Below are 24,260 nucleotides of genomic sequence, written 5' to 3'. Positions count from 1 at the left end.
GTGTCACCTGCCTCTCTGCTGCTGGGAACGGGGTGCGGATCGCCGGTCAGGTGGTGTGCCGGGTGGTGGAGAGGCCGAGCGCCCTGAGGTCGGGCATCGTGCCCTCCTGCGCCGCCCGGACCGCTCCGAGGATGGAATCCTGGCCTCCGCTCGCCCGTGCCAGCCCGTCCTTCATGATCCTGCCGGTGGCCGTCATCCGGGGGCCCCAGATCCAGCCCGGCCGGATCTTGTGGGCCTCCTGCTCGAAGAGGGTGTAGATGTCCTGCCCGCCGTAGTAAGTGCGGTCGAAGGCCTTGCGGCCCACGTCGACGAGGCCCGGCGCGGCGGGGTACTGGCTGCTCGCACCGCTGGAGAGCCGGGCTCGCAGTGCGTCCGGATGCGAGACCTGCCAGTCGATGAACTCCATCGCGGCCTCCGGGTGCCGGCTGTCCTTGGTGACCGCGAAGGTCGAGCCGCCATGGGTCCCGACACCGGGGTCGGCCGGATCCCACTGGGGGAGCGGTGCGAGTGCCCACTTCCCCGTCTGCTTCGGACGGGCTTTCATCTGTGCACCGGCGTCCCACGCGCCGCTGAGCCGGCTGAGCACCATGCCGTCGCCGATCTGGACATCGCTCTGACGGCTCTCCACCGCGTTCATGAAGACCAGGTCCTGGTCGGTCAGCCGCTGCCAGAAGGCGGACACACGGCGGGTGGGCGCGTCGGCGAGCGAGACGTTCCAGGCGCCGCCCGCCGTGTCGAACCACTGGGCGCCCGCCTGCCAGGCGAACGCGGCGAGATGGGTGTCACCGTCCGTGGGGAAGAGCGCCATCCGCCGGTCACCGCTCTTGCCCCGTACGGTCCTTGCCGCGTCCTCGAACTCCTCCCAGGTGCGTGGGACGGTCAGCCCGTAACGCTCGAAGAGGTCGGTGCGGTAGTGCAGCACCATCGGTTCTATGTCGAGCGGGACGCTGAACACCCGCTTCTCGAAGGTGGTCAGCCCCAGGGCCTGCGGCAGCAGTTTCGCCCGCAGCCCTTCGCCAACCAGGTCCGTGATGTCGCGGCAGACCCCGTCGATGGCGAAGCCCGGGACCTGCGGGTATTCGAGGGTGGCCACGTCCGGGGCGTTGCCGGCCCGTGCGGCGCTGCTGAGCTTGGCGTAACCGCCCTGGGTCCCGGACGGGACCTGCTGGTAGTCGACCTCGATGGTGTCGTGCCCGCGGTTGAACGCGTCCACGACCTCCTGACTGCCCCGCAGGGCGGACCAGAAGGTGATCCGCGTCTTCCTGCCCGTCCTGCTGCTTACGTTCCTGCCGGTACTGCTCGTACCGCCCGATCGTGTGTCTCCGCCACCGCCTCCGCAGGCGCTGAGAGCGCCTGCCAGAGGAAGTGCGGTGATCGTGGCGAGCACGGATCGACGGCTCTGTCGACCAGGCATGTGCGCCTCCCGCGGCTCCTGATTCGAGACACGGGGAATACTGATCGGCTGATCGATAGCGGTCAATAGATCGATCAAAAGAAGCTTGAAGTGTTCAAACGATCAGTTGGCCGACTGGGGCAGCCCCTGGGTCGATCCCCGCACTTCGAGGCGGGGAAGCAGCTCCACCCTGCGCACGGGGCCGGCCGTGCCGGGCGGGTGCGCCAGCCGGTGCAGGAGCAGTTCGGCCGCCGCCCGTCCGATCTCCGCCCTCGGTGGGGCGACCGCGGTGAGAGCGGTGCTGCCCAGAGCGGCGACGACATCGTCGTACGCCACCACGGAGCAGTCCCGCGGTACACGGATCCCGCTCTCCGTCAGCCGCTGGACCAGCATCAGGGCGTCCTCGTCGCCGTGCAGGACGGCGCCGGTCACACCGCGCTCCCGCAGCAGCACGGTGAGATCCGGGACCGACTCCCGTGTGCCGGGTTCCCCGGGGCCCGCGTTCGGGGAGCTGAGCACCACGGACCAGTCCTCCACCTCCGGCCGGGAAGCGGCGATCTCGGTGAACGCGGAACGTATGGAGCGAGCCGTCGGACTGTCGTTCCTGGCGGCCAGCACGAGCCGGCGGTGGCCGAGCGAGATCAGGTGGTCGACGGCCAGGTGGATCCCGTACCAGTGGTCGGAGCAGACCGAGTCCAGGGCGTGCAGCGCGCTGCCGGGCCGGGGTCGCCGCTCCATCAGGACCGTCGGTACGCCCAGTTCGGCGAGCCAGCCGTAGTCGGCCTCCTCGCCGGCGGCGCTCCGCCACCGGGGGGCGATGAGCAGACCGCGCGCCCCGGCTGCCAAAGCCCGCTCCACCTGCGGCCGTTCCGCTCCGGCCGCCTGCGGGGCGATGTGGAGGGTGATGCGGGTCCCGGCCTCCTCCAGGGCCGTCCTGGCGCCGTGCAGGGTCTCGTAGAGATAGGAATGCCGCTCAGGGACGACCAGGGCGACCGCGGCCCCGTCGCCGTCCGGTTCCCCGCTCCGGGCGGCGGGTACGGCCGGCACAGCCGTGGCCGGGCCGGGATCCCCCATCGGACGGACCACCCCGTGCCCACGCCGCAGCATTCCCGTCCTGGCCAGCTCCTCCACGTCCCGCCGCAGCGTGACCGCCGAGACGTCCAGCTCGGTGGCGAGCGAACTCACCTTGACGGCACCGCGCGCGTGCACCACCGCGAGGATGCGCTTGCGCCGCAGCTCGACCGGCTCCCGCATGCTGGCCCCCTTGCCTACCGCTGTGCGATGTTCGTTTGAACGTTTCTCATGAATGATCGCAGCATAGCGAGGGACGGCGGCTCCGGACGGCCACAGGACGGAACGATGATCCGCCGAAGGGACGATGTGTCTACCATCTGATCCGAAATGGACACCCTCACGCTCTGGCCACTGGCCGCGCTCGCGGCGGCATCCCTGCTCGTCGGCTTCTCCAAGACAGCCGTCAGCGGCGCCAACACGATCAGCCTCGCGGTCTTCGCGGCCGTACTGCCGGCCCGCGAATCGACCGGAGTGCTGCTCCCGATCCTGATCGCAGGCGACATCCTCGCCGTGCTGGTCTACCGCAGGCACGCCCACTGGCCCACGCTGCTGCGGCTCTTCCCCGCCGTCGCCGTGGGCGTGGTTGCGGGCACCGTCTTCATGCTGTGGGCCGACGACGAGGCCGTCGCACGCTCGATCGGCGCGATCCTGCTCTTCATGGCGGGCGTCACCCTCTGGCGCCGACGAGCCCGGCCCGAGCCGCCGGCGGAAGGGGAGGACACGGACGAACCCTCACGCGGCGGGCGCCTCAAGGCCCGGACGTACGGGGTGCTCGGCGGCTTCACGACGATGGTCGCCAACGCGGGCGGCCCCGTGATGTCTCTCTATCTGCTCTCGGCGGGATTCCGCAAGCTCGGGTTCCTCGGGACGTCGGCGTGGTTCTTCCTGATCGTCAACACGTCCAAGGTGCCGTTCAGTGTGGGACTCGGCCTCATCGACGCGCAGTCGCTGTTGCTGGACGCCGCACTGGTGCTCTTCGTCATCCCGGGTGCCTGCCTCGGCCGGGCCTGCGTCGGCCGGATCAACCAGAAGGTCTTCGACCGGATCGTGATCGGAGCCACCGTCCTGGGCGGCCTTCAGCTGCTGCTGCGCTGAAGACCGCCCGGGGGAGCGGTCGTCAGACGATGCCCTCGGCGATCTCCGCCTGCTCACGGGCGTTCCCGTACGCGGCCGGGGTGCTGTACGAACGGCGCGCGACGAACCACCACACCGTGGCCAGGACCAGCACGGCGACCAGGGCGATCGACGCGTAGTTCATCGAGTCGATGGTCACCGGCGAGGACTGCGGCAGCAGGAACAGCACGGACACGGCCGCCACCCAGACCACGGCGATCCAGCCGATCGGCTTCGACCAGCGGCCGAGATGCCAGGGCCCGCGCTGGAAGCGGTCCCCGGCGCGCAGCTTCAGGTAGATCGGGATGGCGTACGCGGGCGTGATCCCGATGACGTTGATCGCGGTGACCGCCCCGTACGCGGTCGCGGAGTACAGCGACGGAACCGCCAGCAGAGCGGCGACAGCGACCGACAGCCAGACAGCCGGCACCGGGGTCTGCGTACGCGCGCTCACCTTGCGCCACAGGGCCGAGCCCGGCAGCGCGTTGTCACGGCTGAAGGCGAAGACCATTCGGCTGGCGGCCGCCACCTCCGCGTTGCCGCAGAACAGCTGGGCCGCGATGACGATCAGCAGCATGGCGGTGGCACCCGCCGTGCCCAGCGCGTCGATGAGGATCTGGGCCGGCGGGACCCCGGTGGCACTGTTCTGGGTGCCCGCGTAGTCCTGGATGGCGAAGGTCAGTCCGGCCAGCAGGACGAAACCGGCGACCCATGAGACCCAGATGGCGCGGACGATGCCCTTGGCCGCTGTCACCGAGGCGTTCGAGGTCTCCTCGGAGAGATGGGCCGAGGCGTCGTAGCCGCAGAAGGTGTACTGCGCCAGCAGCAGGCCGATCGCCGCCACGTAGATCGGGTTCTCCCAGCCGGTGTCGTTGACGAACTCGGTGAAGACGAACGACGGCGACTGGTGGTTCGCGGGCACGATCGCCAGCACCGTCACGATCACGGCGACACCGGCCAGATGCCACCAGACGCTGATCGAGTTGAGCACACTGACCAGGCGCACACCGAACAGGTTCAGCACGGCGTGCAGCAGCAGGATGCAGAGGAAGATCAACATGGTGGAGCCGGGGGTGGGGTCGAACCCCCACTGCAGATTGAGCAGAGCGCCCGTGAACAGCGCAGCCCCGTAGTCGATACCGGCGATCGCGCCCAGCAGCCCGAGCAGGTTCAGCCACCCGGTGTACCAGCCCCATTTACGGCCACCGAGCCGGTCCGCCATGTAGTACAGGGCGCCGGACGTCGGATAAGCGCTGGTGACCTCGGCCAGCGCCATGCCCACACAGAGCACGAACAGGCCGACGCCGGCCCAGCCCCAGAGCATCACGGCCGGGCCGCCGGTCGACATGCCGAAGCCGTACAGCGTCATGCAGCCGGAGAGGATCGAGATGACGGAGAAGCTGATCGCGAAGTTGCCGAAGCCGCCCATGCGGCGGGCCAGCACCGGCTGGTAGCCGAGTTCGCGCAGCCGCTGCTCCTCGTCCTTGTGCGGCGTGGGCTCCGTGCTCGACGGAGGCGAGGCGGATATGGACATGGAGACGACCTCCAGGTGGGGGGAACGGGGACGGTAGAAGTCATGGGTGGAGTAACGCCGTGCGCTCACTCCGCGGAGGGGCACGGGCCGGTCAGCCGTGCGGATCCCTCCCGGGCTCGGGCCCGGCGGCCAGACAGCGGCTCCGGGCCCGGAGGAACACCTCCTCGGCGCCGGCCGGATCCTGCGGGGTACGGGTGCGGTGGGCCCAGGGGACAGACGTGTAGTACGGCCCCATCGCACGGAACACCGGGGCGGCGTCGGCGAAGCGGAGCGAACCCCACAGCGCGTGCGCCAGATGGTTGAGGTCGAGCAGGGACAGGGCGGCCGGGTCCGCGGCGGCGAACCAGACGCGCAGGGCACGCCGGGCGTCGCGCTCGCCGTCCTCGGTGACCCAGTGCAGGTCCAGCGCCCGCTCGTTGCCGTGCTCACGGCGGTAGCGCTCCACCCGGACGTACAGCGGCAGCGCATGGAGCGCGGACCCTTCAGGGGCTGAAGAGGCCGCCCACTGGACGAAGTTGACCGCCTCGGAGAGTGTGCCGCTCGCCTGTCTCGCGTAGACGAACTGCAGCATCCGGTGGTAGGCCTCGCGATTGAACGGATCGCGTTTGTCCGCCTCCGCCAGCAGCCCCCACGGCCCGGGGAACAGCATCGGGCCGGGCGGGCGCAGCCGGTGCTCCTCCAGGCGCTGCCCCTCGTCGAGCTGGGACAGCGCGAGCAGGCAGACCCAGGGCACCGGGTCCGAGGGCGAGGCGTGCGCGGCGGAGCGACACCCCTCCCACGCCTCCTGCCACAGCTCCTGGGCTCTCGGGCGCCCTTCCCGGTGGGCCCGTACGGCCCGTTCCACGGTCACCCGGGCGTGCATCACCGCAGCGGCCACACTCCGGGGCTCCTCGGCGAGCCAGGCCTGCACCATGTCGGAACCCGCCGCCACGGCCGCGAGTACCTGGGTCCGCTGGGTCCACAGAGCCCAGTCCGGTGTGCTCTCCAGCAGATTCCGCATGGCGAGCCAACGGCCGGTACGCAGGTCCTGTAGCGCCACACGCAGCGGGTGGTCGTGCCCTGCTGGGTGGTAGACCGGCCGGAAGTCACCGGAAGCCATGTACGCGCCCCGCCCCTGAACGCGCGGTGGGGGCGGGGCGGTGGGCCGGGCACAGTGGCACGGCGCAGGTTCTACTCGTCATGAATCCTCAAGGAACGTGGGGGGTTGGGCTGTCTGGTCTCGAACTGTCATTGGTCATCGTCCGGTTGTGTGCTCGGCGGTGAGTGTAGAGCGCTGCGGGCCTCTCTTCCGGCGACTCTGCGGATCTTACTCAAGTAGCCTTCATATACCGGACGTTGCGCGCTTCCGCCCCCTTCGGGCGGGATGTTCCGGTGAGGGTTGACGCAGGGCGTGGTCTGCACGACTGTGGGCGCGGGGACCAGATGATCACGATTCCGCCCGAGTCAGGGCGGTCCGCACGGCTGGAGCGTGGATTGACGAAACCGGTGCTCGCCATCGACCAGGGGACGTCCGGGACCAAGGCGCTGGTGATCTGCCCCGAGCGCGGGGTGATCGGTTCCGGTTCCGCGCCCGTGCGCACGCGGTACGGCGCCGGGGGCCTCGTGGAGGCCGACCCCGCCGAGCTGATCGGGTCGGTCCTCGACGCAGGCCGGCAGGCGGTCGCGGACGCCGCCGAACCCGTGGCGGCCGTCGGCCTGGCCAACCAGGGCGAGACGGTGCTGGCCTGGGACCCCGCGACGGGCCGGGCGCTCACCGACGCCGTCGTCTGGCAGGACCGGCGTGCGGAAGGGATCTGCGCCGGCCTCTCCGCCCACGGGGACGAGCTGAAGCGGCTCACCGGGCTGCCGCTCGATCCGTACTTCGCCGCGCCCAAGATGGCGTGGGTACGCCGCGAACTGACCCGGGAGGGTGTCGTCACGACCAGCGACTCCTGGCTGGTCCACCAGCTCACCGGATCCTTCGTCACCGATGCCGCCACCGCGGGACGCACCCAGCTCCTCGACCTCCACGACGTCGGCTGGTCGACCGCGGCCCTGGAGATCTTCGGCCTCTCCGACGAAAGGCTGCCCGCGGTCGTCGACTGCGCGGGGCCGGTCGGCACCACCACCGCGTTCGGCGGCGAAGTTCCTCTGACCGGTCTCATCGTCGACCAGCAGGCCGCCCTGCTGGCGCAGAACGCGCTGGAACCCGGCCAGGCTAAATGCACCTATGGCACCGGGGCGTTCCTCCTCGCCCAGACCGGCGGCCGGCCCAGCACCGGCTCCACCGGCCTGGTCAGCTGTGTCGCCTGGCGCCTCGGCGGGCGGACGGACTACTGCCTCGACGGACAGGTCTACACGGCGGCCTCGGCCGTGCGCTGGCTCACCGACCTCGGTGTGATCTCCGGGGCGGCCGACCTCGACCCGGTGGGCGCCTCGGTCCCCGGTACCGGCGGGGTCACCTTCGTCCCCGCGCTCGCCGGCCTCGCCGCCCCCTGGTGGCGCAGCGACCTGCGCGGCTCCGTGACCGGTCTCGGCCTCGACACCACTGCCGGCCACCTGGTGCGCGCCCTCTGCGAGGGCATCGCCGCTCAGGTCGTCGCCCTCGCGGACGCCGTCGCGTCCGACCTGGGGGCCCCGCTGACCTCGCTGCGGGTGGACGGCGGGCTGACCCGCTCCTCCCTGCTCATGCAGACCCAGGCGGACCTGCTGCAACGACCGGTCGAGGTCTCGGCACTGCCCGACGTGACCGCGCTCGGCGCCGGCGCGGTGGCCAGGCTCGGGCTCGATCCGCGGCTGTCGCCGAGCAGCGCCGCCCCCGAGTGGCGGCCCTCCGCCGTGTACGAACCACGGATCGGCCCCGAGGAGGCGTCCGAGCGGCTCGCGGGCTTCCGTGCCGCGGTGGACAGCCTGCTGGAGCGCGCGTGACCGTCACCCTCACCACAGCAGGCCCGCTGTCCTCGGAGCAGGACGCCGAGGACACGTACGACGTGACCGTCGTCGGCGCGGGCGTGGTGGGCGCCGCCATCGCCCGCGAACTGGCCCGGTACCCCCTGCGCACGGCCCTGATCGACGCCGCCGCCGACATCGGCGACGGCACGTCGAAGGCCAACACCGCGATCCTGCACACCGGATTCGACGCCGTCCCCGGCTCGCTGGAGGCCAGGCTCGTACGCGAGGGGCAGGAGCTCCTCGCCGCCTACGCCACGGAGACCGGCATCCCGGTCGAGCGGGTCGGTGCCCTCCTCGTGGCCTGGGACGAGGAACAGCTCGCCGCACTGCCCCGGCTGCGGGACAAAGCCGGACGCAACGGCTACCACGCGTCCCGCATCATCGACGCCGACGAACTGCGGACCCGTGAACCGCATCTGGGGCCCGGCGCGCTCGGCGCCCTCGTCGTCCCCGACGAGAGCGTCATCTGCCCCTGGACCACCCCGCTCGCCTTCGCGACGCAGGCCGTCCGGGCGGGCGTGCACCTGCATCTCAACTGCCGGGTGCGGGGCATCGGCAGCGACGCCGGGGGGCACACACTCACCACCTCGCGAGGCCCGCTGCGCACCCGCTACCTGGTCAACGCCGCCGGTCTTCACGCCGACGAGATCGACCGGCTCCTCGGCCACGACGTGTTCACCGTGACCCCGCGCCGCGGGCAGCTCATCGTCTTCGACAAGCTCGCCCGCGAACTCGTCCGCCACATCCTCCTGCCGGTCCCCGGAGCGGCGGGCAAGGGCGTCCTGGTCGCACCGACCGTGTTCGGCAACGTCCTTCTGGGACCCACCGCCGAGGAGCTCGACGACAAGACCGACACCGGGTCCACCGCCGACGGCCTGCGCCTCCTGCGCCGGAAGGGCCACCGGATCGTGCCCGCGCTCCTCGACGAGGAGGTCACCGCCGTCTACGCCGGCCTGCGCGCCGCCACCGGGCAGGAGGACTACCGGATCCAGGAGTACCCCCGCCTGCGCTACGTCGCGGTGGGCGGCATCCGCTCCACCGGCCTCACCGCGTCCATGGCGATCGGCCGCCATGTCATGGGACTGCTCGCGGCCACCGGCCTCGAGCTCGCCGAGCCGCACGACCTCCCGTCCCTGACGATGCCCAACCTCGGCGAGGCGTTCCCCCGCCCTTATCGCAGTGCCGGCCTCATCGCCGGGGATCCGGCGTACGGCACCGTCGTCTGCCACTGCGAACAGGTCACCCTCGGGGAGATCCGGGACGCGCTGTCCGCGACGATTCCGCCGCACTCCCTGGACGGCCTCCGGCGCCGTACCCGCGCGCGCGGCGGCCGGTGCCAGGGCTTCTACTGCGGCGCCGCCGTCCGCGCCCTGTTCGAGGAGGCACGACCGTGACGCGACACGCACGCGACGTAGACGTCCTGATCGTCGGCGGAGGCCCGGCCGGCCTCGCGGCCGGAGCCGAACTCGCCGCGGTGGGAGCGGGCCGGGTGGAGATCCTGGAGCGCGAGCAGGAGGCGGGCGGGATCCCCCGCCACTGCCACCACGGCGGATTCGGCGGGCGCCTCGCCCGGTCCGCGTACGCCTGGGCACAGGCGACCGGATCGGCGTACGCCCCGGGCGGCACGGGCGGGCCCGCCTACGCCAGGCTGAGCGTGGCAGCGGCCGTCGACGCAGGAGCCGCCCTGCGCACCGGAGTCACGGTCACCGGGTGGGCGGGACCCCGCACCGTCGAGACCACCGGACCCGGGGGCCTGGAGCGGATCACCGCCCGGGCCCTCGTCCTCGCCACCGGCGCCCGCGAACGCCCGCGCAGCGCCCGTCTGATCCCCGGCACCCGGCCACCCGGCGTCTACACCACAGGTGAACTCCAGCAGGCCGTCCATCTGTACGGGCAGCGGATCGGCACCAGGGCGGTCGTCGTCGGCGACGAGCCCGTCGGCCACGCGGCCGCCGCCACACTGCGCGCCGCCGGGGTCCGCGTCGTCGCCATGGTCACCGGCCGGCAGCCCCGCCCCGTCCGGCTGCGGAACCGGCACACCCCGCTGCTCACCGGAGCCACCGTCACGGGGCTCACGGGCAGGACACGGCTGTCCGGGGTGACTCTGCGCCGCCACGACGGCCGCACCACGACCCTGCGCTGCGACACCGTCGTCCTGACCGGCGACTTCGTGCCCGACCACGAACTGGCCAGGCGCGGTGGGATCCTCCTCGATCCCGGCACCCGAGGACCCGCGTACGACGCGGCGTTCCGCACCTCGGTGCCGGGTGTCTTCGCCGCCGGGAATCTGCTGCACGCCGTCGAGCACGCGGGGTTCGCGGCCCAGGAGGGCCGAGCCGTGGCGGTGCCCGTACTGCACCGGCTGGCCGGCACCGAGGAACCGGCGGGAGGCGGACGGCGCCTGGTGGTCGACGCACCCCTGCGATGGATCGCCCCCAACGTGACGGATCCGGACGGCGCGCGACCGCAGGGGGACCGGTTCGTGCTGCGCACCGCCCGGCGGCTGTCCCGGCCGCTGCTCGTCGTCTCGCAGGACGGGCGCGAACTCCACCGGCAGCGGCTGCTTTCGGCCGCCGTCCCGGGCAGGCCGTTCCATCTGGCGGCCGACTGGGCCGGCCGGGTCGACCCGGCCGGCGGAGCCGTACGGATCACCGCGCTGTGACGGGCCGGGCGGGGCCGGCTCAGGGAATGAGCAGCCAGTCGGCGCCGACGGCTGCCACGAGCCCCGCGCCCAGCAGCCAGCTGCCGAGCCGGGTGCGGCCGTTCCTGCTCAGCTCGATCACCACACCGCAGAGGATGAGCGCGAGCCCGTAGACCCCGACGACCAGGACCGACGAACGGCTGGCGATCCGCAGGGCCAGGACGACGGCCATCGCCGCCATGCCGACCGAGGAGAGAACGATCCGCAGCCGCCGCGCCTGACGTGGCGTGAGTCTCTGCTCCGGCGCGGCGGCCCCCGGTATCGCCGCGGGGCTCTCGCCCGGCTCGTGGTCCTGCTCTTGCCGGCGGTCCTGGTCCTGGTCAGAAGTGCTCATGACGCCGGATCGTAATGGCTGCGCACCGTGATGTTCGCCGGACGGGGGATCCCGGGCCGATCAGGCGATCGACGCCGACACGATGGCGGACACCGCCAGGTTGCAGGCGGCCGTCACCCACACCGCCGGGTGGGGCTCCCGCTCCACCAGCGTGGCCCCCAGCTTTCCGGGCGTGACCAGGTCCACGACCAGGAAGGCCACCGCCATCATGATCAGACCCAGCAGCCCGAACGCGGCCGTCGAGGCGAGCCCCTTGCCGAAGTCCTCGTACGTCGTCCAGATCGACGTGAACACGATGCCGCCGATGCCCAGCAGCGCCGAGCTCAGAAGCAGCGCGGCGTTGCGGTTGCGCTCCTCCCATATCTGGCGGCCGAGCTTGCCCGGTGTCAGGGCGTCGATCAGAAATATGCCGAGAACGAGCAGTACGACGCCGAGGGCCCCGTATGCGGTGGCACGGCCGAGGCCGTTGATGATGTCGGTCATCGGGGCGTCCGTCTCCTGAGCGAGTTGGTCGAAGAATGGAACGTGAATGAGACCGGCGTGATCAACACGCCGTCAGGAAGGAGCAAAACCTATCGCATGGGTGTGTTCACTCTCCGGCCCGGTCTCCCCGCAGCAACCAGGGTGCCTCCGCGGCCGCGTCCACCGCGGCGGCGCCCCTGGTGTCTCCCGCCGCAGCCTCCTGCCCCTCCAGCCCGGGCGGGTCCACCCGGCCCGCCAACTCCCGTGCCCAGCTGATCAGCCCGTCCACGCCGATCCCGTGCGGATCCGACGTCCGGAACCCGTCGACGGCGGCGGCGCCCCGCCTCAACAGCCGGGCCCCGCCCGCCGCGTTGCCCCGGGCGGCATGGGTCAGCCCCACCGCCATCTGCGCGAGACCCCGCCACAGCTCCCGCTCCGCGTCAGGCCCCGACTTCCAGGCGTCCTCGAAGACCTCGTGGGCATGGAACGGCATGCCGGCGTCCAGCAGCCGCTGGGCCTCGCGTACCGACTCGCCGGGGGCGCGCACCACACCCTCGGGCTGCCGCTCCACCCCCGGAGTCCCGTACGGCAGGGGGCGCCCCAGCCCGTCCCGGGGGCGCGCATTGCGCGCCCGCCCTTCTTCGTCGCGGTCCCTGCGAGATTCGTCCACCCCCTGATTGTGCCTCGCACCTGCGGATAACCGCGGGAACCCTGTCCGCCTGTACCCGCGCACGGTTAGGCTCGGTCCTCTTCACAACCACCCTGGGAAGGGGAGGCATGAAGCCGTCCCGGCCGTTGTACGAGCGCGAACCAGAACTCGCCGCAGCCGCAAAGGCGTTGGACGCCCTCTGCGGCGGACAAGCAGTTGGGGGACTGCTGGTGTTCAGCGGCGAAGCCGGCATCGGCAAGACCGCGCTGCTCGGAGAGATCCAGGCCATGGCCGCCGACCGGTGCACCGTCTGGTCCGCCCGCGGCGGCGAGACGGTCACCTCGGTCCCGTTCCACGTCGTACGCCAACTGCTCCAGCCCGCGCTGGTCAGGTTCCCCGCCGACGAGATCCGCGCCCTGTTCGGCGACTGGTACGAGATCGCGGCACCGGCGCTCGGCCTCTCCGACCCCAGTGGCCCGCAGCCCGACCCGCAAGGTGTCAGGGACGGCCTCGACTACGTCGTGGCGCGGCTCGCCTCCCGCCTCAGCCACCGGCCGCTTCTCCTGATAGTGGACGACGCGCACTGGGCCGACGGCGAATCCCTGGCCTGGCTCTCGGGCTTCACCGCGCGGCTGACCGAACTGCCCGTGCTGGTCGTCCAGGCGCACCGTCCCCAGGAACTCGCCGACCGCAACGCCGACTGGGCCATCGCCCGCACACCGGAGAGCCGCACCACCGGCCATCCGGCGCTGACCCGGGTGGCGTTGCGCGCGCTCACCCCCGAGGCCACGGCCGACCTGGTACGCGCAGGCCTGGGTGACCACGCCGACGGTCCCTTCTGCCGAGAGGTCTGGGCCGTCACCGGAGGCAATCCGTACGAAGCGGTCGAACTCGTCGCCAAGGCGCAGGACCGCGAACTGGCGCCGGTGGAGGAATCGGCCGGGCTCCTGCGCGAGCTCGGCGCCTCCGCCCGGGGCAGCGGTCTCGTCGCCCGCCTCGAACGGCTGGGTACCAACGCCAACCGCTTCGCCTGGGCGGCGGCCGTGCTCGGCACCGAGATCTCCCAGGAGCTCGCCGCGACACTGGCCGGCATGAGCTCGGCGGAGGCCGCCGACTGCACGGCCCGGCTGCGGGACGCCCGCATCGTCAGCGGCTTCGACCCGCTGGAGTTCGTCCACCCGCTCATCGCCACCGCCGTCTACCGCTCCATCCCGCCGGCGACGCGCACCGCCATGCACGGACGGGCGGCCTGGGCGATCACCCAGGCCGGTCTCGGGGCCGCGGCTGCCTCCCGCCATCTGCTCGAGGTCCACCCGGACGACGACCAGGAACTGGTCGCACAGCTCCGCGAGGCAGCACGGCAGCACCTCGCCGTCGGCGCCCCGGAAGCCGCCAGACGCTGCCTCGAACGCGCCATGGACGAGCCGCCGCGCCCCCACGACAGAGCGGCGCTGCTGTACGAACTGGGCTGCGCCACGCTGCTCTCCTCGCCGGCCACCACGGTGCAGCACCTGCGCGCCGCACTCGACACGCCGGGGCTCGACGGGACGCTCCGGATCGACGCCACCTTCCGGCTCGCCTCCGCCCTGTCCCACAACAACCAGCTCAAGGAGGCTGCGCTCTCGCTGGCGGCCGAGGCGTCGCGCACCGCACCCGGCCCCGGGCTGATGCGTCTGCAGGCCGCGCACTTCCTGTGGGAGGGCATGCAGGCCGCCGAGGACGACGGGCCCGCACGGTCGGCCCGCCTCGCCCGCAACGCGGACCACCTCAAGGGCCGTGACAACGCCGAGCGCGCCCTGCTCACCCTGCGGGCCTTCGACGCCATGCTCCGTGGCGAGAACGCCCAACTCGTCGTCGGCTTCTGCGAACGGGCGCTCGTCGACGGGCGGCCCGCGCGCGGGCTCGGCTGGACCGACTCCGAGTGGGGCTTCGAGCTCCCCACGATGGTGGGCATCACCTACGCGTTCACCGACCAGCTCGACCGGGCCGAGGCACTCTTCGGCGAGGCCGTGCGTGCCTTCGAGATCTCCGGCTGGAGCGGTGCGCACCTCGCGTTCGCCCACACCCTCCTCGGCCTCGTGCACCGCAGGCGCGGCCGTCTCGCCGAGGCGGAGGGATTCCTGCGCGAAGGGCTGCGCCTCGCCGACCGGGCCGGCAGCGGACTGCCCGTCCACTGGGACGCCACCTGTCTCCTTGTCGACACCCTGCTCGCCCGCGGCCGGACGGCGGAGGCCCGGCTGGTCGCCGACCGTTACGACTTCGGCCCGCCGTACCCCAGCGCGATGGTCCTGCCGGACGCTCCCTGCGTACGCGGGCGGCTGCTGCTGGCCGAAGGGCGCACGGAGGAGGCCGTGGCCGAACTGGAGTCGGCGGGAGCCGCATTGGAGCCACGAGGCCGCTTCAACGGCGTCTGGGCGCCCTGGGCCGGGGATCTCGCCCGTGCCCTGGCCGACAGCGACCCCGTCCGGGCCGCCCAGCTGGCCACCCGGGCACGGGTCCACGCGGAACGCTTCGGCACGGACACCGCGATCGGCGAGGCCCTGCGCTGCGTGGCCCTGTTCGCACCGGCGGAGGAGGCCGCCCACCTGCTGGCCGAGTCCGTACGCCACCTCGAGTCGTCCTCGTCCGCCTACGAGCACGCCGTGGCCCGCTTCGAGTACGGCACCGCGATCCGCTCCCGTCAGGAGGTCGCCCGGGCCGAGAAGCTCGCCGCCGCGTGCGGCGCCGAAGGGCTGGCGACCCGCGCCCAGCAGGTAGGGGCGTCGATGCGGGCCTCGGAGTGAGGTAATGTTTGTCCTGCGCGGTCACCCGGGAACACCGGGGGAATCGCATCGGGACGTGGCGCAGCTTGGTAGCGCACTTGACTGGGGGTCAAGGGGTCGCAGGTTCAAATCCTGTCGTCCCGACTCGAGAGAGTCGCAAATCAGGGCCGGTTTTGGAGAGATCCGAAACCGGCCTTTGATAATTTTGGGGCCAGTTGGGGACCGGCGTTCCTTGACCGGTGACAGCGGGTGAGGACGTGCGGGCTCGGCAGGGAGCGCGGTGCGCGGAGCACGCTGAGGTGTGCGGAGACTCACGCTACGGCGAGGCGCACCCACAGGCCGCCCTCCTCACCATCACAGGACCACCGGGCATCAACCATGATCCACCGGACAGCTCATAGGCGACATCCGGTGCGGGGAAAGCTTCGGCCCCGCTCAGCCACTCACCACACCGAGCAGGACCCGGACCGTCTCCGCCATCGCCTCCCGGCCCTGGGCGACGTAGGGGCGGGGGTCGGTCAGGTCGGGGCGCTGCGCCAGTGTCTCGCGGACCGCGCCGGTGAACGCGACGTTGAGAGCGGTACCGATGTTGATCTTCACGATGCCCGCCTGAACGGCTTGTCGCAGATCGTCGTCGCCCACGCCCGACGAACCGTGCAGCACCAGAGGCACGGGCACGGCCTCCCGCAGGCGTTCGATGAGCGCGTGGTCCAGGGTCGCGGAGCGTTCGGTCATCGCGTGGCTGCTGCCGACGGCGACGGCCAGGGCGTCCACGCCGGTGTCCGCGACATAGCGCGCCGCCTCCCGCGGGTCGGTGCGCACCCCGGCCGCGTGGGCGCTCGCGGGAGCGTCGGGCTTGCCGCCCACATAGCCGAGTTCGGCCTCCAGCCACAGGCCCGCGCCGTGGGCCCACTGGGCCGCGGCGCGAGTGGCGGCGAGGTTCTCGGCGTACGGCTGCGCCCCGGCGTCGAACATCGCGGAAGAGAACCCCGCGTCGGCCGCCGTGCGCAGCAGCCGCATGTCCGTCACGTGGTCCAGGTGCAGTGCGACGTCGACGTCACAGGCCTTGCCGACCTCGGCCGCGGCCCGCGCGATCGGCTCGACCCGGCCGCCGTGGAACCGTACGGCGTTCTCACTGATCTGCAGGATCACCCCCGGGGCGCCCGCGGCGACCGCGCCGGCGGTGATCGCCTCGGCGTGCTCCAGCGTGATCACGTTGAACGCCGCGACGGCCCGGCCTGCGGCGGCGGCCTTCGAGACGAGTTCGCGCGTGGGAACCAGGGGCATGGAGGTGTCCCCTCGCTTTCATGTCGGTTCGGTGGGTACGGGCCGGTGCCGGCCCGTACCGCTACGTGGTTCGGCCGGTACGGGTATGTGGGCGATCAGGACTTCTGCGGGGCCGGACGCACGTCCGCGCCGTCGTCCGCCGCGTCCGTGGCCACGGAGTTCTCGCCGCTCTTCTCGTCGCTGTAGACCATCAGGGTCGAGCCCGCGAGGGCCAGCACGATACCGAGGGCGCCCCACACGTTCGGGAGCGTCCGGTAGACCGCCAGGGACAGCACGATGGTCAGCACCGGGGCCAGCGCGTTGGTGATGGGGGCGACGACCGTGGCCTTGCCCCGGCTGAACGCCATGACCAGGAACAGCGCGCCGACCGCGTTGAGGACCTGCGTCACCGCGGTGAGTGCCGGCGCCTGCCACGGAGCGTCGGACGGGAAGTCGCCCATCATCACGAACGCCACCGGAACCAGCAGCAGGCCGCTGATGGTCATCCAGCCGAAGGTCGTCGCGTCGTTGACCCCGACCACTGCGGCCTTGCGCATGCAGAACGCCTGCACGCCCCAGGCAACACAGATCAGGATGGCCATCAGCAGCCATGGGCCGTGCGAGTTCGAGTCGTCCTTGCCGCTGGGAATGCTGAGCAGCACGATCGCCGCCAGCGCCGCGACGACACCCACCAGGGCGAGCCGGTTGATCCGCTCCCGCAGCAGCGCCATCGCCATGAGGACGGTGATCACCGGGGAGAGCGACACCAGGGGGAAGATCAGGTACGCCGGGCCGTTGGCGAGCGCGTGGAACAGCAGGAGCTGGCCGCCGGCGCCGGTCAGTCCCGCGATCAGTCCGTACACGGCGGCGATCGGCCGGCGGTCGAACTTTTTGCCGCGCATCGCGAAGTACGCGGGTATGAGCATCGTGAGGGCCCAGATGATGTAGATCATCTCGTTGGGGTAGCCGTACCTGCTGTTCGGCTCGCTGGAGAAGGCGCCCCACACACCCCAGAACAGGACCAGCAGTGACGCGTACAGGATCCAGCTCTTCGTGCCTCTGTTCATCGGTCTTCCCCTTCTGAGGCAGAGATCCCGGAGGCCAAGCGCAGCGCGTTGAGCGCGGGCTGGTCGAGCGGGGTTCCGGCGATTTTCGCCGCGTACAGGGCGGCACCTACGACGGGCTCGTACAGTGGGTGTCGCAGTTCGTAGTGGGTGAAACGACTCTTCAGTCCGGTGGCGAACTCCTCCAGAACCGCGCCCGCGCCGAAGGTGCCGCCCGAGTAGGAGACCGGTACGGTCTCGTCCGGGCCGAACTCCAGCCGCTCGCGGGTGACTTCGACGAGCAGGGCGAGTTCCCGGCCGGCCTCGGCGAGGATCGCCGAGGCCGCCTCGTCGCCCAGACCCGCCGCCTCGGCCACCGAGCGGCTGAGCGCGGCGATCCGGCCGCGGTCGCCCTGCCACTGGTTGTGGACGACGTCGATCACGTCAAGGTCGGACGCGAGATCCAGGTGGCGTCGGAACACCTCGGCCAGGGGGCCCTCGGGGAGCCGTCCGTCGCCCATCCGCGAGAAGGCGTTGAGGCCGCGGACCGCGATCCAGTGCGCCGATCCCTCATCGCCGAACATCTCGCTCCAGCCACCGACGCGCACGCCCCGGCCCAGCCGCTCGCCGTAGGTCATGGAGCCGGTGCCGCTGATGACGTTGATGCCGTCGACCGCGCCCAGTGAACCGGCCCAGCCGCAGACCATGTCGTTGTCGCAGGCGTAGCGGTGGTGTCCGAGCACGGCTCGCGGGGTCGCGTTCAGTACGGGCAGATCGCGGGCCGCCTCCCCGTAACCGGGCAAGCCGAAAAAGGCGTACTCGATGTCGGCGGGGGTCAGCTCGGCCGCCGCACAGACAGCGTCGACGCCTTCCCCCAGCACACGCTCGACGAGCTCGATGCCGTGGGAGAAGTAGTACGAACTTGCCGCCTGCGCTCGCGCCACGACTTGTCCGCCCCGGTCGACCAGGCAGAATGCGGTTTTCGTACCGCCGCCGTCGACACCTAGGAACATCGTTGTACCTCCGTCTGGCGCCCTGGATCCGCGCCGTTGATGCCTTTGATCAGTTGTGCAAGGAGTGCAGGGTCACGCCCTGCACGACGCGGTTGATCTCACCCGAGGGGAACGGGTTGTCGGCCCGCAGGCCCCGGGCCTGGGAGGCGCGCAGGGCGATGAGCTGGGCGTACACCACAGCGGACAGCGCCAGGGCGACGTCCTCGACCCCATCGAGGCCCGGCAGCGGCCAGGCGTCGTTGCCGTCCGCTTCCGCCTCGGGGCCCGCGGAGACGGTGACGACGCTGCCGGCGGGAAGATTTCCGCGCAGCTCCGCGGAGATGTCCTGGTCGTACTTGCGGGTGTAGGGGTCGTTCGACATGTACACCACGACGACCGAACGCTCGTTGAGTACCGCCTTGGGACCGTGCCGGAATCCCAGCGAGGTCTCCGAGACGGCCATGAGCCTCCCACCGGTGAGTTCGAGCACCTTCAGCGCCGACTCCTCGGCGAGGCCCTTCAGCGGGCCGCTGCCCAGGAAGACGATGCGCTCGGGCTCGCGGGCCACGAGGGCGCCGACGGTGCGGTCCACGGCGTCGCTCTCGCAGATCGACTCGACCGCCTCGGCCAGACGTTCGGCGACCCCGTCGTAGGCGCTGCCGCCGAGAGCGAGCAGTGCCGCGAGCGTCATGCACGTGAAGCTCGACGTCATGGCGAAACCGCGGTCGTTGGACGCGGCCGGCATCAGCAGCACGTGGGACTTCGGCAGCTCCGCGTGCTCGCGGGCCAGGCGGCCCTGCTCGTTGCAGGTGATCACGAGGTGGTGCACCTCGGAGAGGACCTGGTCGGCCAGGGCGGTGGCGGCCACAGACTCCGGACTGTCGCCCGAGCGTGCGAAGGAGACCAGCAGCGTGGGAACGTCCTCGGCGAGACAGCCGCGGGGGTCGGCGACGAGGTCCGTGGTGGGGACCGCGTCGACGCGGCGTCCCAGGCGCCGGGCCAGGGCGGGCTGGAGCACCTGGCCGGCGAACGCGGAGGTGCCGGCACCGGTGAGTACGACGCGCAGGTCACCGCGGGCGACGAGCGGACGCAAGAAGGCGTCCAGCGACTCCCGGGAGGCCGCGACGATCCGGTCGACCTCCCGCCACAGGGCGGACTGCTGCGTGATCTCGCGGACGGTGTGGGCGGCGCCGTCGTCCAGGGACAGGGCGCCGGAGGGCGTGGTCACACGTGCTCCATCAGGTGGGGGTGGGAGGCGCGGTCGTAGTCGCGCAGAACGTCACGGACGTGGTCCACGGCCAGGTCGCGCGGCCGGGCGGCGAGCCCGCCGTGGCGGATGCGGGCGTACTGGAGTGGGAGGTGGGCGCTGAGCAGCGGCAGGGGGATGTCCACGGCCGAGAGGTTGTCCATCAGCCGTGCCTGGGCCTTTTCGATCTCAGGGTCGGGCCAGTAGTAACGCATCCGGTCGCTGTAGCTGTAGCGGCGTGCGAGGCGCTGCCCGGCAGCGCTGCCCGGGTAGTAGCCCTCCCACTTGGCGGGCTCGGCGAGCATCCGCTCCTCGACGACCTCGGGAAGGCGTGACCGCTCGGCGGCCGGGACCAGCTCGTCCTCGATCGCGGCGAGGGCGAACAGCGCCTCGCGCAGGGCGAAGGTCAGCCCGGGGCCCACCTTGAGGACCGCCCAGTGGTCCTCGACCAGCGCGGTGAGCGCCTCGGCGGTCTGGTAGTCGGTCGAGTGGGCCTCGTAGACCATGGTGGGCTCGTCGTCGAGGACCTTGCGCAGCTCCTCGGTCAGCTCGCGCCGGTAGTCGACGACCTGCACATGGTCGAACTCGACGGCCGGCTGGACCACAAGGGCCATGACGCGCGGCCAGACCTCGTCGATGCCGTGCTCGGCGAACGCCTTGCGGTGCTGCTCCAGAGTGGTGCGCGCCGCCTCGGGCGAGGTCGGGACGAGCGCGTCGAGCGTCTCGTGCGCGCCGCCGGGTGTGGGCACCTCGGTTCCGATCACGTACCGGATACGCTCGGCCCGCTCGGGGCCGGCCGTCTCCTCGGCCACCCGGATCAGCCGCGCGGCGCGTTCGGCGACCACGTCGTCGGTCAGCGGGACGGGGTCACCGGCGCAGGCGAAGCTGCAGTCCAGGTGGATCTTGGTGAAGTCCGCCGCCACGTAGGCGGCGACCAGGGCCTCGGCCCGCTCCATCGCCTCGTCGGGCGTCAGGGCCTGCCACCGGTTCGGTCCGAGGTGGTCGCCGCCGAGAATCACGCGGTCCAGTGGCAGACCACTTTCGGCGGCGACGCCGTACACGAGGTCGCGGAATTCCGCGGGCCGCATGCCCGTGTAACCGCCGTACTGGTCGACCTGGTTCGAGGTCGCCTCCACCAGTACATGACCGCCGGTCTCCCGTGCTTGCACCACGGCTGCCTCGATGACCAGCGGATGAGCCGAACACACCGAGGTGATGCCCTGCGGCTGTCCGGCCTTCTGACGCCGGACCACCTCTGTCAATGGGCTCTGCATTGCCAACCCCTTACGCAACGTGTATTTCAAGCCAATGTGCCGTCATGGCCTGCGGCTCATTTCGGACAGTACTGGTCTTGCTCAGGGTCGTCAATAGTCTTATTCTGGTATGCATCTGGTATTGCCAACCGAACCGTGAACCGGCAGATCCACGGCGATCGTCCGAGTCCGGCTGGTGATGGTTCAGGTCTGGTTGGTGATGGAGGCCCGGAACCGGTAGCGGTCCCCCCGGTAGACCTGGACGGTCAGTTCGATCGGGCGTGATTCCTGGTTCGACGTCAGCTGGGTCGCGACGAGCATCGGCATGGTCTCCCCGATCTCGAACAGCTCGATCTCAAGTGGCATGGGGTGGCGGGCCTCGACCGAATAGTCGGCGATGCGGGGCAGCTGCGGCGGGTCGGCGGCGCGCAGGGTGGCGTAGAGCGAGGCCGTATGGAAGTCGGTCTCGGCCAGGGCAGGGCAGGCCGCCAACGGAAGCCGGTTGTGCTCGAGCACGACGAGCAGACCGTCGAGGAAGCGCAGTCGGCGGAGGTCGAAGAGGTCGGCGCCCGGAGCGATCCGGAGCTGCTCGGCCTCGGACACCGTGGCCGGGCGAACGGTGGCGGAGAGCACCTTGCCGGTCGTCGTCAAGCCGTTGGCCTGCGCATAGTCGGCGAACCCCTGGACCTGCGGGCCCGCCGAGGCGGACGCCATCGTCGCCTCGGGGAGCAGACCGAGCTCGGCGACGAACCACCCGCGCGACGAGGACGGTCGCACGATGCCCCGCGACTCCAATTGCGCGAGGGCCGCTCGCAGCGTCACGCGCGACACGGCGTACCGGTCGACCAGAGCCCGCTCGGAGGGCAGCCGGTCACCGGGGCGGGCGGCAGCGGCGCGCAGGTCGTCGAGCAACTGCGTGGCTGTGCGCTCGTACAACGGGAGGACGTCGTCACCGAATAGGCCTCTGGGCATCGACGTTCTCGCATCTGTCATACCAGAAGCATACCAATCGAAGCGACGGCACGATCCCTCGTCCGGGAGGCCTACCCGTTGACATGCCACTCGAATACCACTTACGTTCTCGAAGCAGGCCACTCGATGATGGAGAAGTCGCCCGTGAGCGACCTTCCGTTTCGCCGTACCTCGGTGATCGAGTCAGCGTTGTCGCAGCTCACCGAGGATGCCCGCCCGCTACCGCCGGAGGCGACCTCACACTGGGGTACCCGTTCGGACGATACGCCGTCCCCCACCCCAGCCGACCCACTGCGAAAACCGGTAGCAGACCAGGCATCGACCAGCCTTACGGACGTCGCGAGCGTGCGGCTCGACTTTGACGATCCCCAACGACGGACAAAAGGCGGCTGCCCCAGTCGGGCACGCACGACCGAAAGAGAGTTCGACATGACGGACAAGAACCGGCGAAGCGTACTGAAGGTGGCGCTGGGGGGTGTCGGCCTGGCCGCCTTCCCCGCTGTGGCCATGGGCACCTCGCCCGCGGCCGCCGCACCGAACTCGGATCCTGACCTCGTCGGAGTCGGCGACACCTCCATCACCCTGGAGTTCGACGACCAACTGCGCAGCAGGGTGGCGCTCAAGGGCCTCGACCTCACCCGCTTCGACGCCGGCGAAGCCCTGCTGGTGGGCGGTAAGGCCATCGAGGCGTTCGCCTACCGCGGGCACACGACCCGCGACACCAGCCACCCCCGCCACGGCGCGGGCGTCCGGGTGACGATCGAGGGCGCGTCAGAGGAAGGCGTACAGAAGACGGTCGTGCTTACCTCCTTCGAGCGTCTTACCGGCATGATCGTGATGAAGGTGACCTACACCAACAGGTCCTCCACCGCGCTGAAGGTGACCGGGTGGCGCAACGGAGCCCACGAACTCCTGGAGACTCCCGGCGGCTTCTACACCTTCTCCGGTACCACGTACACGGACCGCCGTGACTGGGTGATGCCGGTGAAGGACGGCTATGCGCAGGAGAACTCGTTGGGGATGGACTCCTCCGACTACGGCGGCGGCACCCCGCTGGCGACCGTCTGGCGCCGGGACGCGGGCCTCTCCGTCGGACATGTCGAGCCCGTGGCGACGGCCCTGCGCATGCCGGTCCGCAGGACGGGCGCCGGAGCGAGCATCGCCATCCAGGACGACACCGCCCGCACCCTGAAGCCGGGCCGTCGGCTCAGCACCGACACCACGTTCCTGACCGCCCTCCCGGGCGACCACTTCGTGCCGCTCCAGCGGTACCGCGACTACATGAGCGACATCGGCCAGCGCGCCCCCAAGGCCCCCGCCTCGGCCTTCGAGCCCATCTGGTGTGCCTGGGGCTACGAGCGCGGCTTCGCCACCGAGCAGGTCACCGGAGCGCTGCCGAAGGCGCACGAGATCGGTCTGCGCTGGGCCGCGCTCGACGACGGCTGGCAGACCAACGAGGGCGACTGGGACATCAACACGGCGAAGTTCCCGCGCGGCGAAGCGGACATGCGGGCCTTCACCAAGAAGATACGAGACGCCGGTCTGCGGCCGCGCCTGTGGTGGGCCCCGCTGGCGGCGGACCCCGACAGCAACCTGTTCCGGGACCGGCCCGACATGCTGCTGCTGGACCGCGACGGCAACAAGCAGGACGTCACCTGGTGGGACGCCTACACCCTCTGTCCGGCCTACCAGCCGACGGTGGACTACTTCGTCGAGCAGGCGAAGAGGTTCATCGGCGACTGGGGTTACGAGGGGCTCAAGATCGACGGCCAGCACCTCAACAGCGTCGCGCCCTGCTACAACCCGAAGCACCGCCACGCCCGCCCCGAGGAATCCACCGAGGGCGTGGCCCTGTTCTGGAAGGCGATCCACGAAGCCGCGCACGAGGCGAACCCCGACGCCCTCGTCGAGCTCTGCCCCTGCGGCACCGCCTTCGCCTTCCACAACCTGCCCTACGTCGACCAGTACCCCAGCTCGGACCCGGAGTCCTCCTACCAGGTCCGGAGCAAGGGCAAGTCGATGAAGGCGCTGATGGGCGCGGGCAGCAGCTACGCCGGCGACCACGTTGAACTGAGCGACGGCGGAAACGACTTCGCGTCCTCTTACGGGGTCGGAGCCGTCCTGTCGACCAAGTTCACCCTCCCCGGAACCGGAGCCCCGGACAAGGCGACCGACCTCACCCCGGAGAAAGAGGTCCTCTGGCGCAAGTGGGTGTCCCTGTACGAGAAGAACATGCTGTCCACCGGCGAGTACCGCGGTGAGCTGTACGACATCGGCTTCGACAAGCCCGAGGCGCATGTCGTGGCCAAGAAGCGGACCCTCCACTACGCCTTCTACGCCCACCAGTGGGACGGGGCAATCGAGTTGCGCGGTCTGGGCCGCACGCGGTACCGCCTCACCGACCCGTTCACCGGCAAGTCACTCGGAACTGCCACTGCTCAGCACAACACCGTGAATCTGTCCTTCGAGCGGTTCCAGCTCATCGTAGCCGAGCCCATCGGCTGATCAGCCGGGACGGCCAGGCAGCCGGGGCAA

The 24,260-nt window shown here is 71.0% G+C and carries 19 protein-coding genes and 1 tRNA gene; 7 read left to right on the top strand and 13 right to left on the bottom strand.

Annotated elements, in window-relative coordinates; translation table 11 throughout:
* Positions 1-46: 46 nt before the first annotated feature.
* Together ACIREO_RS08060 and ACIREO_RS08055 are read right to left on the bottom strand one after the other, a co-directional pair.
* Complete coding sequence (locus ACIREO_RS08060) at positions 47-1,414, bottom strand: ABC transporter substrate-binding protein (RefSeq protein ID WP_404106504.1); 1,368 nt, start codon at positions 1,412-1,414, stop codon at positions 47-49.
* 102 nt (positions 1,415-1,516) lie between these two features.
* The gene (locus ACIREO_RS08055) at positions 1,517-2,647 is read right to left on the bottom strand and encodes a substrate-binding domain-containing protein (RefSeq protein ID WP_404106502.1); all 1,131 of its coding nucleotides are present in this window, start codon (positions 2,645-2,647) and stop codon (positions 1,517-1,519) included.
* Between the two features lie 147 nt (positions 2,648-2,794).
* On the opposite strand from ACIREO_RS08055, the gene ACIREO_RS08050 reads away from it, so the two are divergent.
* On the top strand, positions 2,795-3,562 hold the full coding sequence (locus tag ACIREO_RS08050; RefSeq protein WP_404106500.1) for a sulfite exporter TauE/SafE family protein: 768 nt from the start codon (positions 2,795-2,797) through the stop codon (positions 3,560-3,562).
* A 22-nt stretch (positions 3,563-3,584) separates the two neighbouring features.
* Here ACIREO_RS08050 and ACIREO_RS08045 read toward each other — a convergent pair whose 3' ends face one another.
* A complete protein-coding gene (locus tag ACIREO_RS08045; protein WP_404106772.1) occupies positions 3,585-5,114 on the bottom strand; it encodes an amino acid permease in 1,530 nt (509 codons plus the stop codon).
* A gap of 91 nt (positions 5,115-5,205) precedes the next feature.
* Positions 5,206-6,213, bottom strand: a complete 1,008-nt coding sequence (locus tag ACIREO_RS08040; protein ID WP_404106498.1) for a hypothetical protein — start codon at positions 6,211-6,213, stop codon at positions 5,206-5,208.
* Positions 6,214-6,587: 374 nt separating this feature from the next.
* On the opposite strand from ACIREO_RS08040, the gene ACIREO_RS08035 reads away from it, so the two are divergent.
* Genes ACIREO_RS08035 through ACIREO_RS08025 form a run of 3 tightly spaced genes read left to right on the top strand, consistent with a single transcriptional unit; the run spans position 6,588 to position 10,707 of the window.
* Entirely contained in the window at positions 6,588-8,021 is a 1,434-nt protein-coding gene (locus tag ACIREO_RS08035) for an FGGY family carbohydrate kinase (RefSeq protein ID WP_404106497.1), read from the top strand.
* Positions 8,018-9,439: an FAD-dependent oxidoreductase gene (locus tag ACIREO_RS08030; protein WP_404106495.1), complete on the top strand. Its 1,422-nt coding sequence runs from the start codon at positions 8,018-8,020 to the stop codon at positions 9,437-9,439. Before ACIREO_RS08035 ends, ACIREO_RS08030 begins: the two co-directional genes overlap by 4 nt.
* Positions 9,436-10,707, top strand: coding sequence for an FAD-dependent oxidoreductase (locus ACIREO_RS08025; RefSeq protein WP_404106493.1), 1,272 nt, complete (start codon positions 9,436-9,438; stop codon positions 10,705-10,707). The genes ACIREO_RS08030 and ACIREO_RS08025 overlap by 4 nt, the downstream gene beginning before the upstream one ends.
* 19 nt (positions 10,708-10,726) lie before the next feature.
* Here the strand turns inward: ACIREO_RS08025 and ACIREO_RS08020 are convergent, their stop codons facing one another.
* The 3 genes from ACIREO_RS08020 to ACIREO_RS08010 all read right to left on the bottom strand — a co-directional run bounded on the left by ACIREO_RS08020 (position 10,727) and on the right by ACIREO_RS08010 (position 12,212).
* The gene (locus tag ACIREO_RS08020; protein WP_404106492.1) at positions 10,727-11,080 is read right to left on the bottom strand and encodes a hypothetical protein; all 354 of its coding nucleotides are present in this window, start codon (positions 11,078-11,080) and stop codon (positions 10,727-10,729) included.
* Between the two features lie 60 nt (positions 11,081-11,140).
* On the bottom strand, positions 11,141-11,563 hold the full coding sequence (locus tag ACIREO_RS08015) for a DUF350 domain-containing protein (RefSeq protein ID WP_356715627.1): 423 nt from the start codon (positions 11,561-11,563) through the stop codon (positions 11,141-11,143).
* 106 nt (positions 11,564-11,669) lie between these two features.
* Positions 11,670-12,212 carry a DUF309 domain-containing protein gene (locus ACIREO_RS08010; protein WP_404106490.1) on the bottom strand — a complete coding sequence of 181 codons (543 nt, stop codon included), beginning with the start codon at positions 12,210-12,212 and terminating at the stop codon, positions 11,670-11,672.
* A gap of 107 nt (positions 12,213-12,319) precedes the next feature.
* Here ACIREO_RS08010 and ACIREO_RS08005 point away from each other — a divergent pair, with 107 nt between their 5' ends.
* Positions 12,320-14,974: an ATP-binding protein gene (locus ACIREO_RS08005; RefSeq protein ID WP_404106489.1), complete on the top strand. Its 2,655-nt coding sequence runs from the start codon at positions 12,320-12,322 to the stop codon at positions 14,972-14,974.
* 49 nt (positions 14,975-15,023) lie between these two features.
* Positions 15,024-15,097: transfer RNA gene (locus ACIREO_RS08000), tRNA-Pro, on the top strand.
* A 291-nt stretch (positions 15,098-15,388) separates the two neighbouring features.
* Here the strand turns inward: ACIREO_RS08000 and ACIREO_RS07995 are convergent.
* The 6 genes from ACIREO_RS07995 to ACIREO_RS07970 form a co-directional block, all read right to left on the bottom strand.
* A complete protein-coding gene (locus tag ACIREO_RS07995) occupies positions 15,389-16,240 on the bottom strand; it encodes a ketose-bisphosphate aldolase (RefSeq protein ID WP_404106488.1) in 852 nt (283 codons plus the stop codon).
* A gap of 95 nt (positions 16,241-16,335) precedes the next feature.
* A complete protein-coding gene (locus ACIREO_RS07990) occupies positions 16,336-17,286 on the bottom strand; it encodes a DMT family transporter (protein WP_404106486.1) in 951 nt (316 codons plus the stop codon).
* On the bottom strand, positions 17,283-18,275 hold the full coding sequence (locus ACIREO_RS07985) for a BadF/BadG/BcrA/BcrD ATPase family protein (RefSeq protein ID WP_404106485.1): 993 nt from the start codon (positions 18,273-18,275) through the stop codon (positions 17,283-17,285). The genes ACIREO_RS07990 and ACIREO_RS07985 overlap by 4 nt, the downstream gene beginning before the upstream one ends.
* 49 nt (positions 18,276-18,324) lie before the next feature.
* A complete protein-coding gene (locus ACIREO_RS07980; RefSeq protein ID WP_404106483.1) occupies positions 18,325-19,482 on the bottom strand; it encodes an SIS domain-containing protein in 1,158 nt (385 codons plus the stop codon).
* Positions 19,479-20,774 carry a D-tagatose-bisphosphate aldolase, class II, non-catalytic subunit gene (locus ACIREO_RS07975; protein WP_404106482.1) on the bottom strand — a complete coding sequence of 432 codons (1,296 nt, stop codon included), beginning with the start codon at positions 20,772-20,774 and terminating at the stop codon, positions 19,479-19,481. Before ACIREO_RS07975 ends, ACIREO_RS07980 begins: the two co-directional genes overlap by 4 nt.
* Positions 20,775-20,957: 183 nt before the next feature.
* Entirely contained in the window at positions 20,958-21,746 is a 789-nt protein-coding gene (locus ACIREO_RS07970; RefSeq protein ID WP_404106481.1) for a GntR family transcriptional regulator, read from the bottom strand.
* A gap of 408 nt (positions 21,747-22,154) precedes the next feature.
* On the opposite strand from ACIREO_RS07970, the gene ACIREO_RS07965 reads away from it, so the two are divergent.
* Positions 22,155-24,230: a glycoside hydrolase family 36 protein gene (locus tag ACIREO_RS07965; protein ID WP_404106479.1), complete on the top strand. Its 2,076-nt coding sequence runs from the start codon at positions 22,155-22,157 to the stop codon at positions 24,228-24,230.
* Positions 24,231-24,260 lie beyond the last annotated feature (30 nt).

It is taken from the genome of Streptomyces sp. NPDC102441, from assembly GCF_044765585.1.
In the GTDB taxonomy this organism is placed as follows: domain Bacteria; phylum Actinomycetota; class Actinomycetes; order Streptomycetales; family Streptomycetaceae; genus Streptomyces.
The sequence above is the reverse complement of the archived record's forward strand: the minus strand, read 5'-3'. Positions and strand labels throughout refer to the sequence as shown.

Bases quoted from the DNA above. Each gene is read 5' to 3' on its own strand.
- ACIREO_RS08060 (WP_404106504.1), bottom strand. From the start codon at position 1,414: ATGCCTGGTCGACAGAGCCGTCGATCCGTGCTCGCCACGATCACCGCA.
- ACIREO_RS08055 (WP_404106502.1), bottom strand. From the start codon at position 2,647: ATGCGGGAGCCGGTCGAGCTGCGGCGCAAGCGCATCCTCGCGGTGGTG.
- ACIREO_RS08050 (WP_404106500.1), top strand. From the start codon at position 2,795: ATGGACACCCTCACGCTCTGGCCACTGGCCGCGCTCGCGGCGGCATCC.
- ACIREO_RS08045 (WP_404106772.1), bottom strand. From the start codon at position 5,114: ATGTCCATATCCGCCTCGCCTCCGTCGAGCACGGAGCCCACGCCGCAC.
- ACIREO_RS08040 (WP_404106498.1), bottom strand. From the start codon at position 6,213: ATGGCTTCCGGTGACTTCCGGCCGGTCTACCACCCAGCAGGGCACGAC.
- ACIREO_RS08020 (WP_404106492.1), bottom strand. From the start codon at position 11,080: ATGAGCACTTCTGACCAGGACCAGGACCGCCGGCAAGAGCAGGACCAC.
- ACIREO_RS08015 (WP_356715627.1), bottom strand. From the start codon at position 11,563: ATGACCGACATCATCAACGGCCTCGGCCGTGCCACCGCATACGGGGCC.
- ACIREO_RS08005 (WP_404106489.1), top strand. From the start codon at position 12,320: ATGAAGCCGTCCCGGCCGTTGTACGAGCGCGAACCAGAACTCGCCGCA.
- ACIREO_RS07995 (WP_404106488.1), bottom strand. From the start codon at position 16,240: ATGCCCCTGGTTCCCACGCGCGAACTCGTCTCGAAGGCCGCCGCCGCA.
- ACIREO_RS07990 (WP_404106486.1), bottom strand. From the start codon at position 17,286: ATGAACAGAGGCACGAAGAGCTGGATCCTGTACGCGTCACTGCTGGTC.
- ACIREO_RS07985 (WP_404106485.1), bottom strand. From the start codon at position 18,275: ATGTTCCTAGGTGTCGACGGCGGCGGTACGAAAACCGCATTCTGCCTG.
- ACIREO_RS07975 (WP_404106482.1), bottom strand. From the start codon at position 20,774: ATGCAGAGCCCATTGACAGAGGTGGTCCGGCGTCAGAAGGCCGGACAG.
- ACIREO_RS07970 (WP_404106481.1), bottom strand. From the start codon at position 21,746: ATGACAGATGCGAGAACGTCGATGCCCAGAGGCCTATTCGGTGACGAC.
- ACIREO_RS07965 (WP_404106479.1), top strand. From the start codon at position 22,155: ATGACGGACAAGAACCGGCGAAGCGTACTGAAGGTGGCGCTGGGGGGT.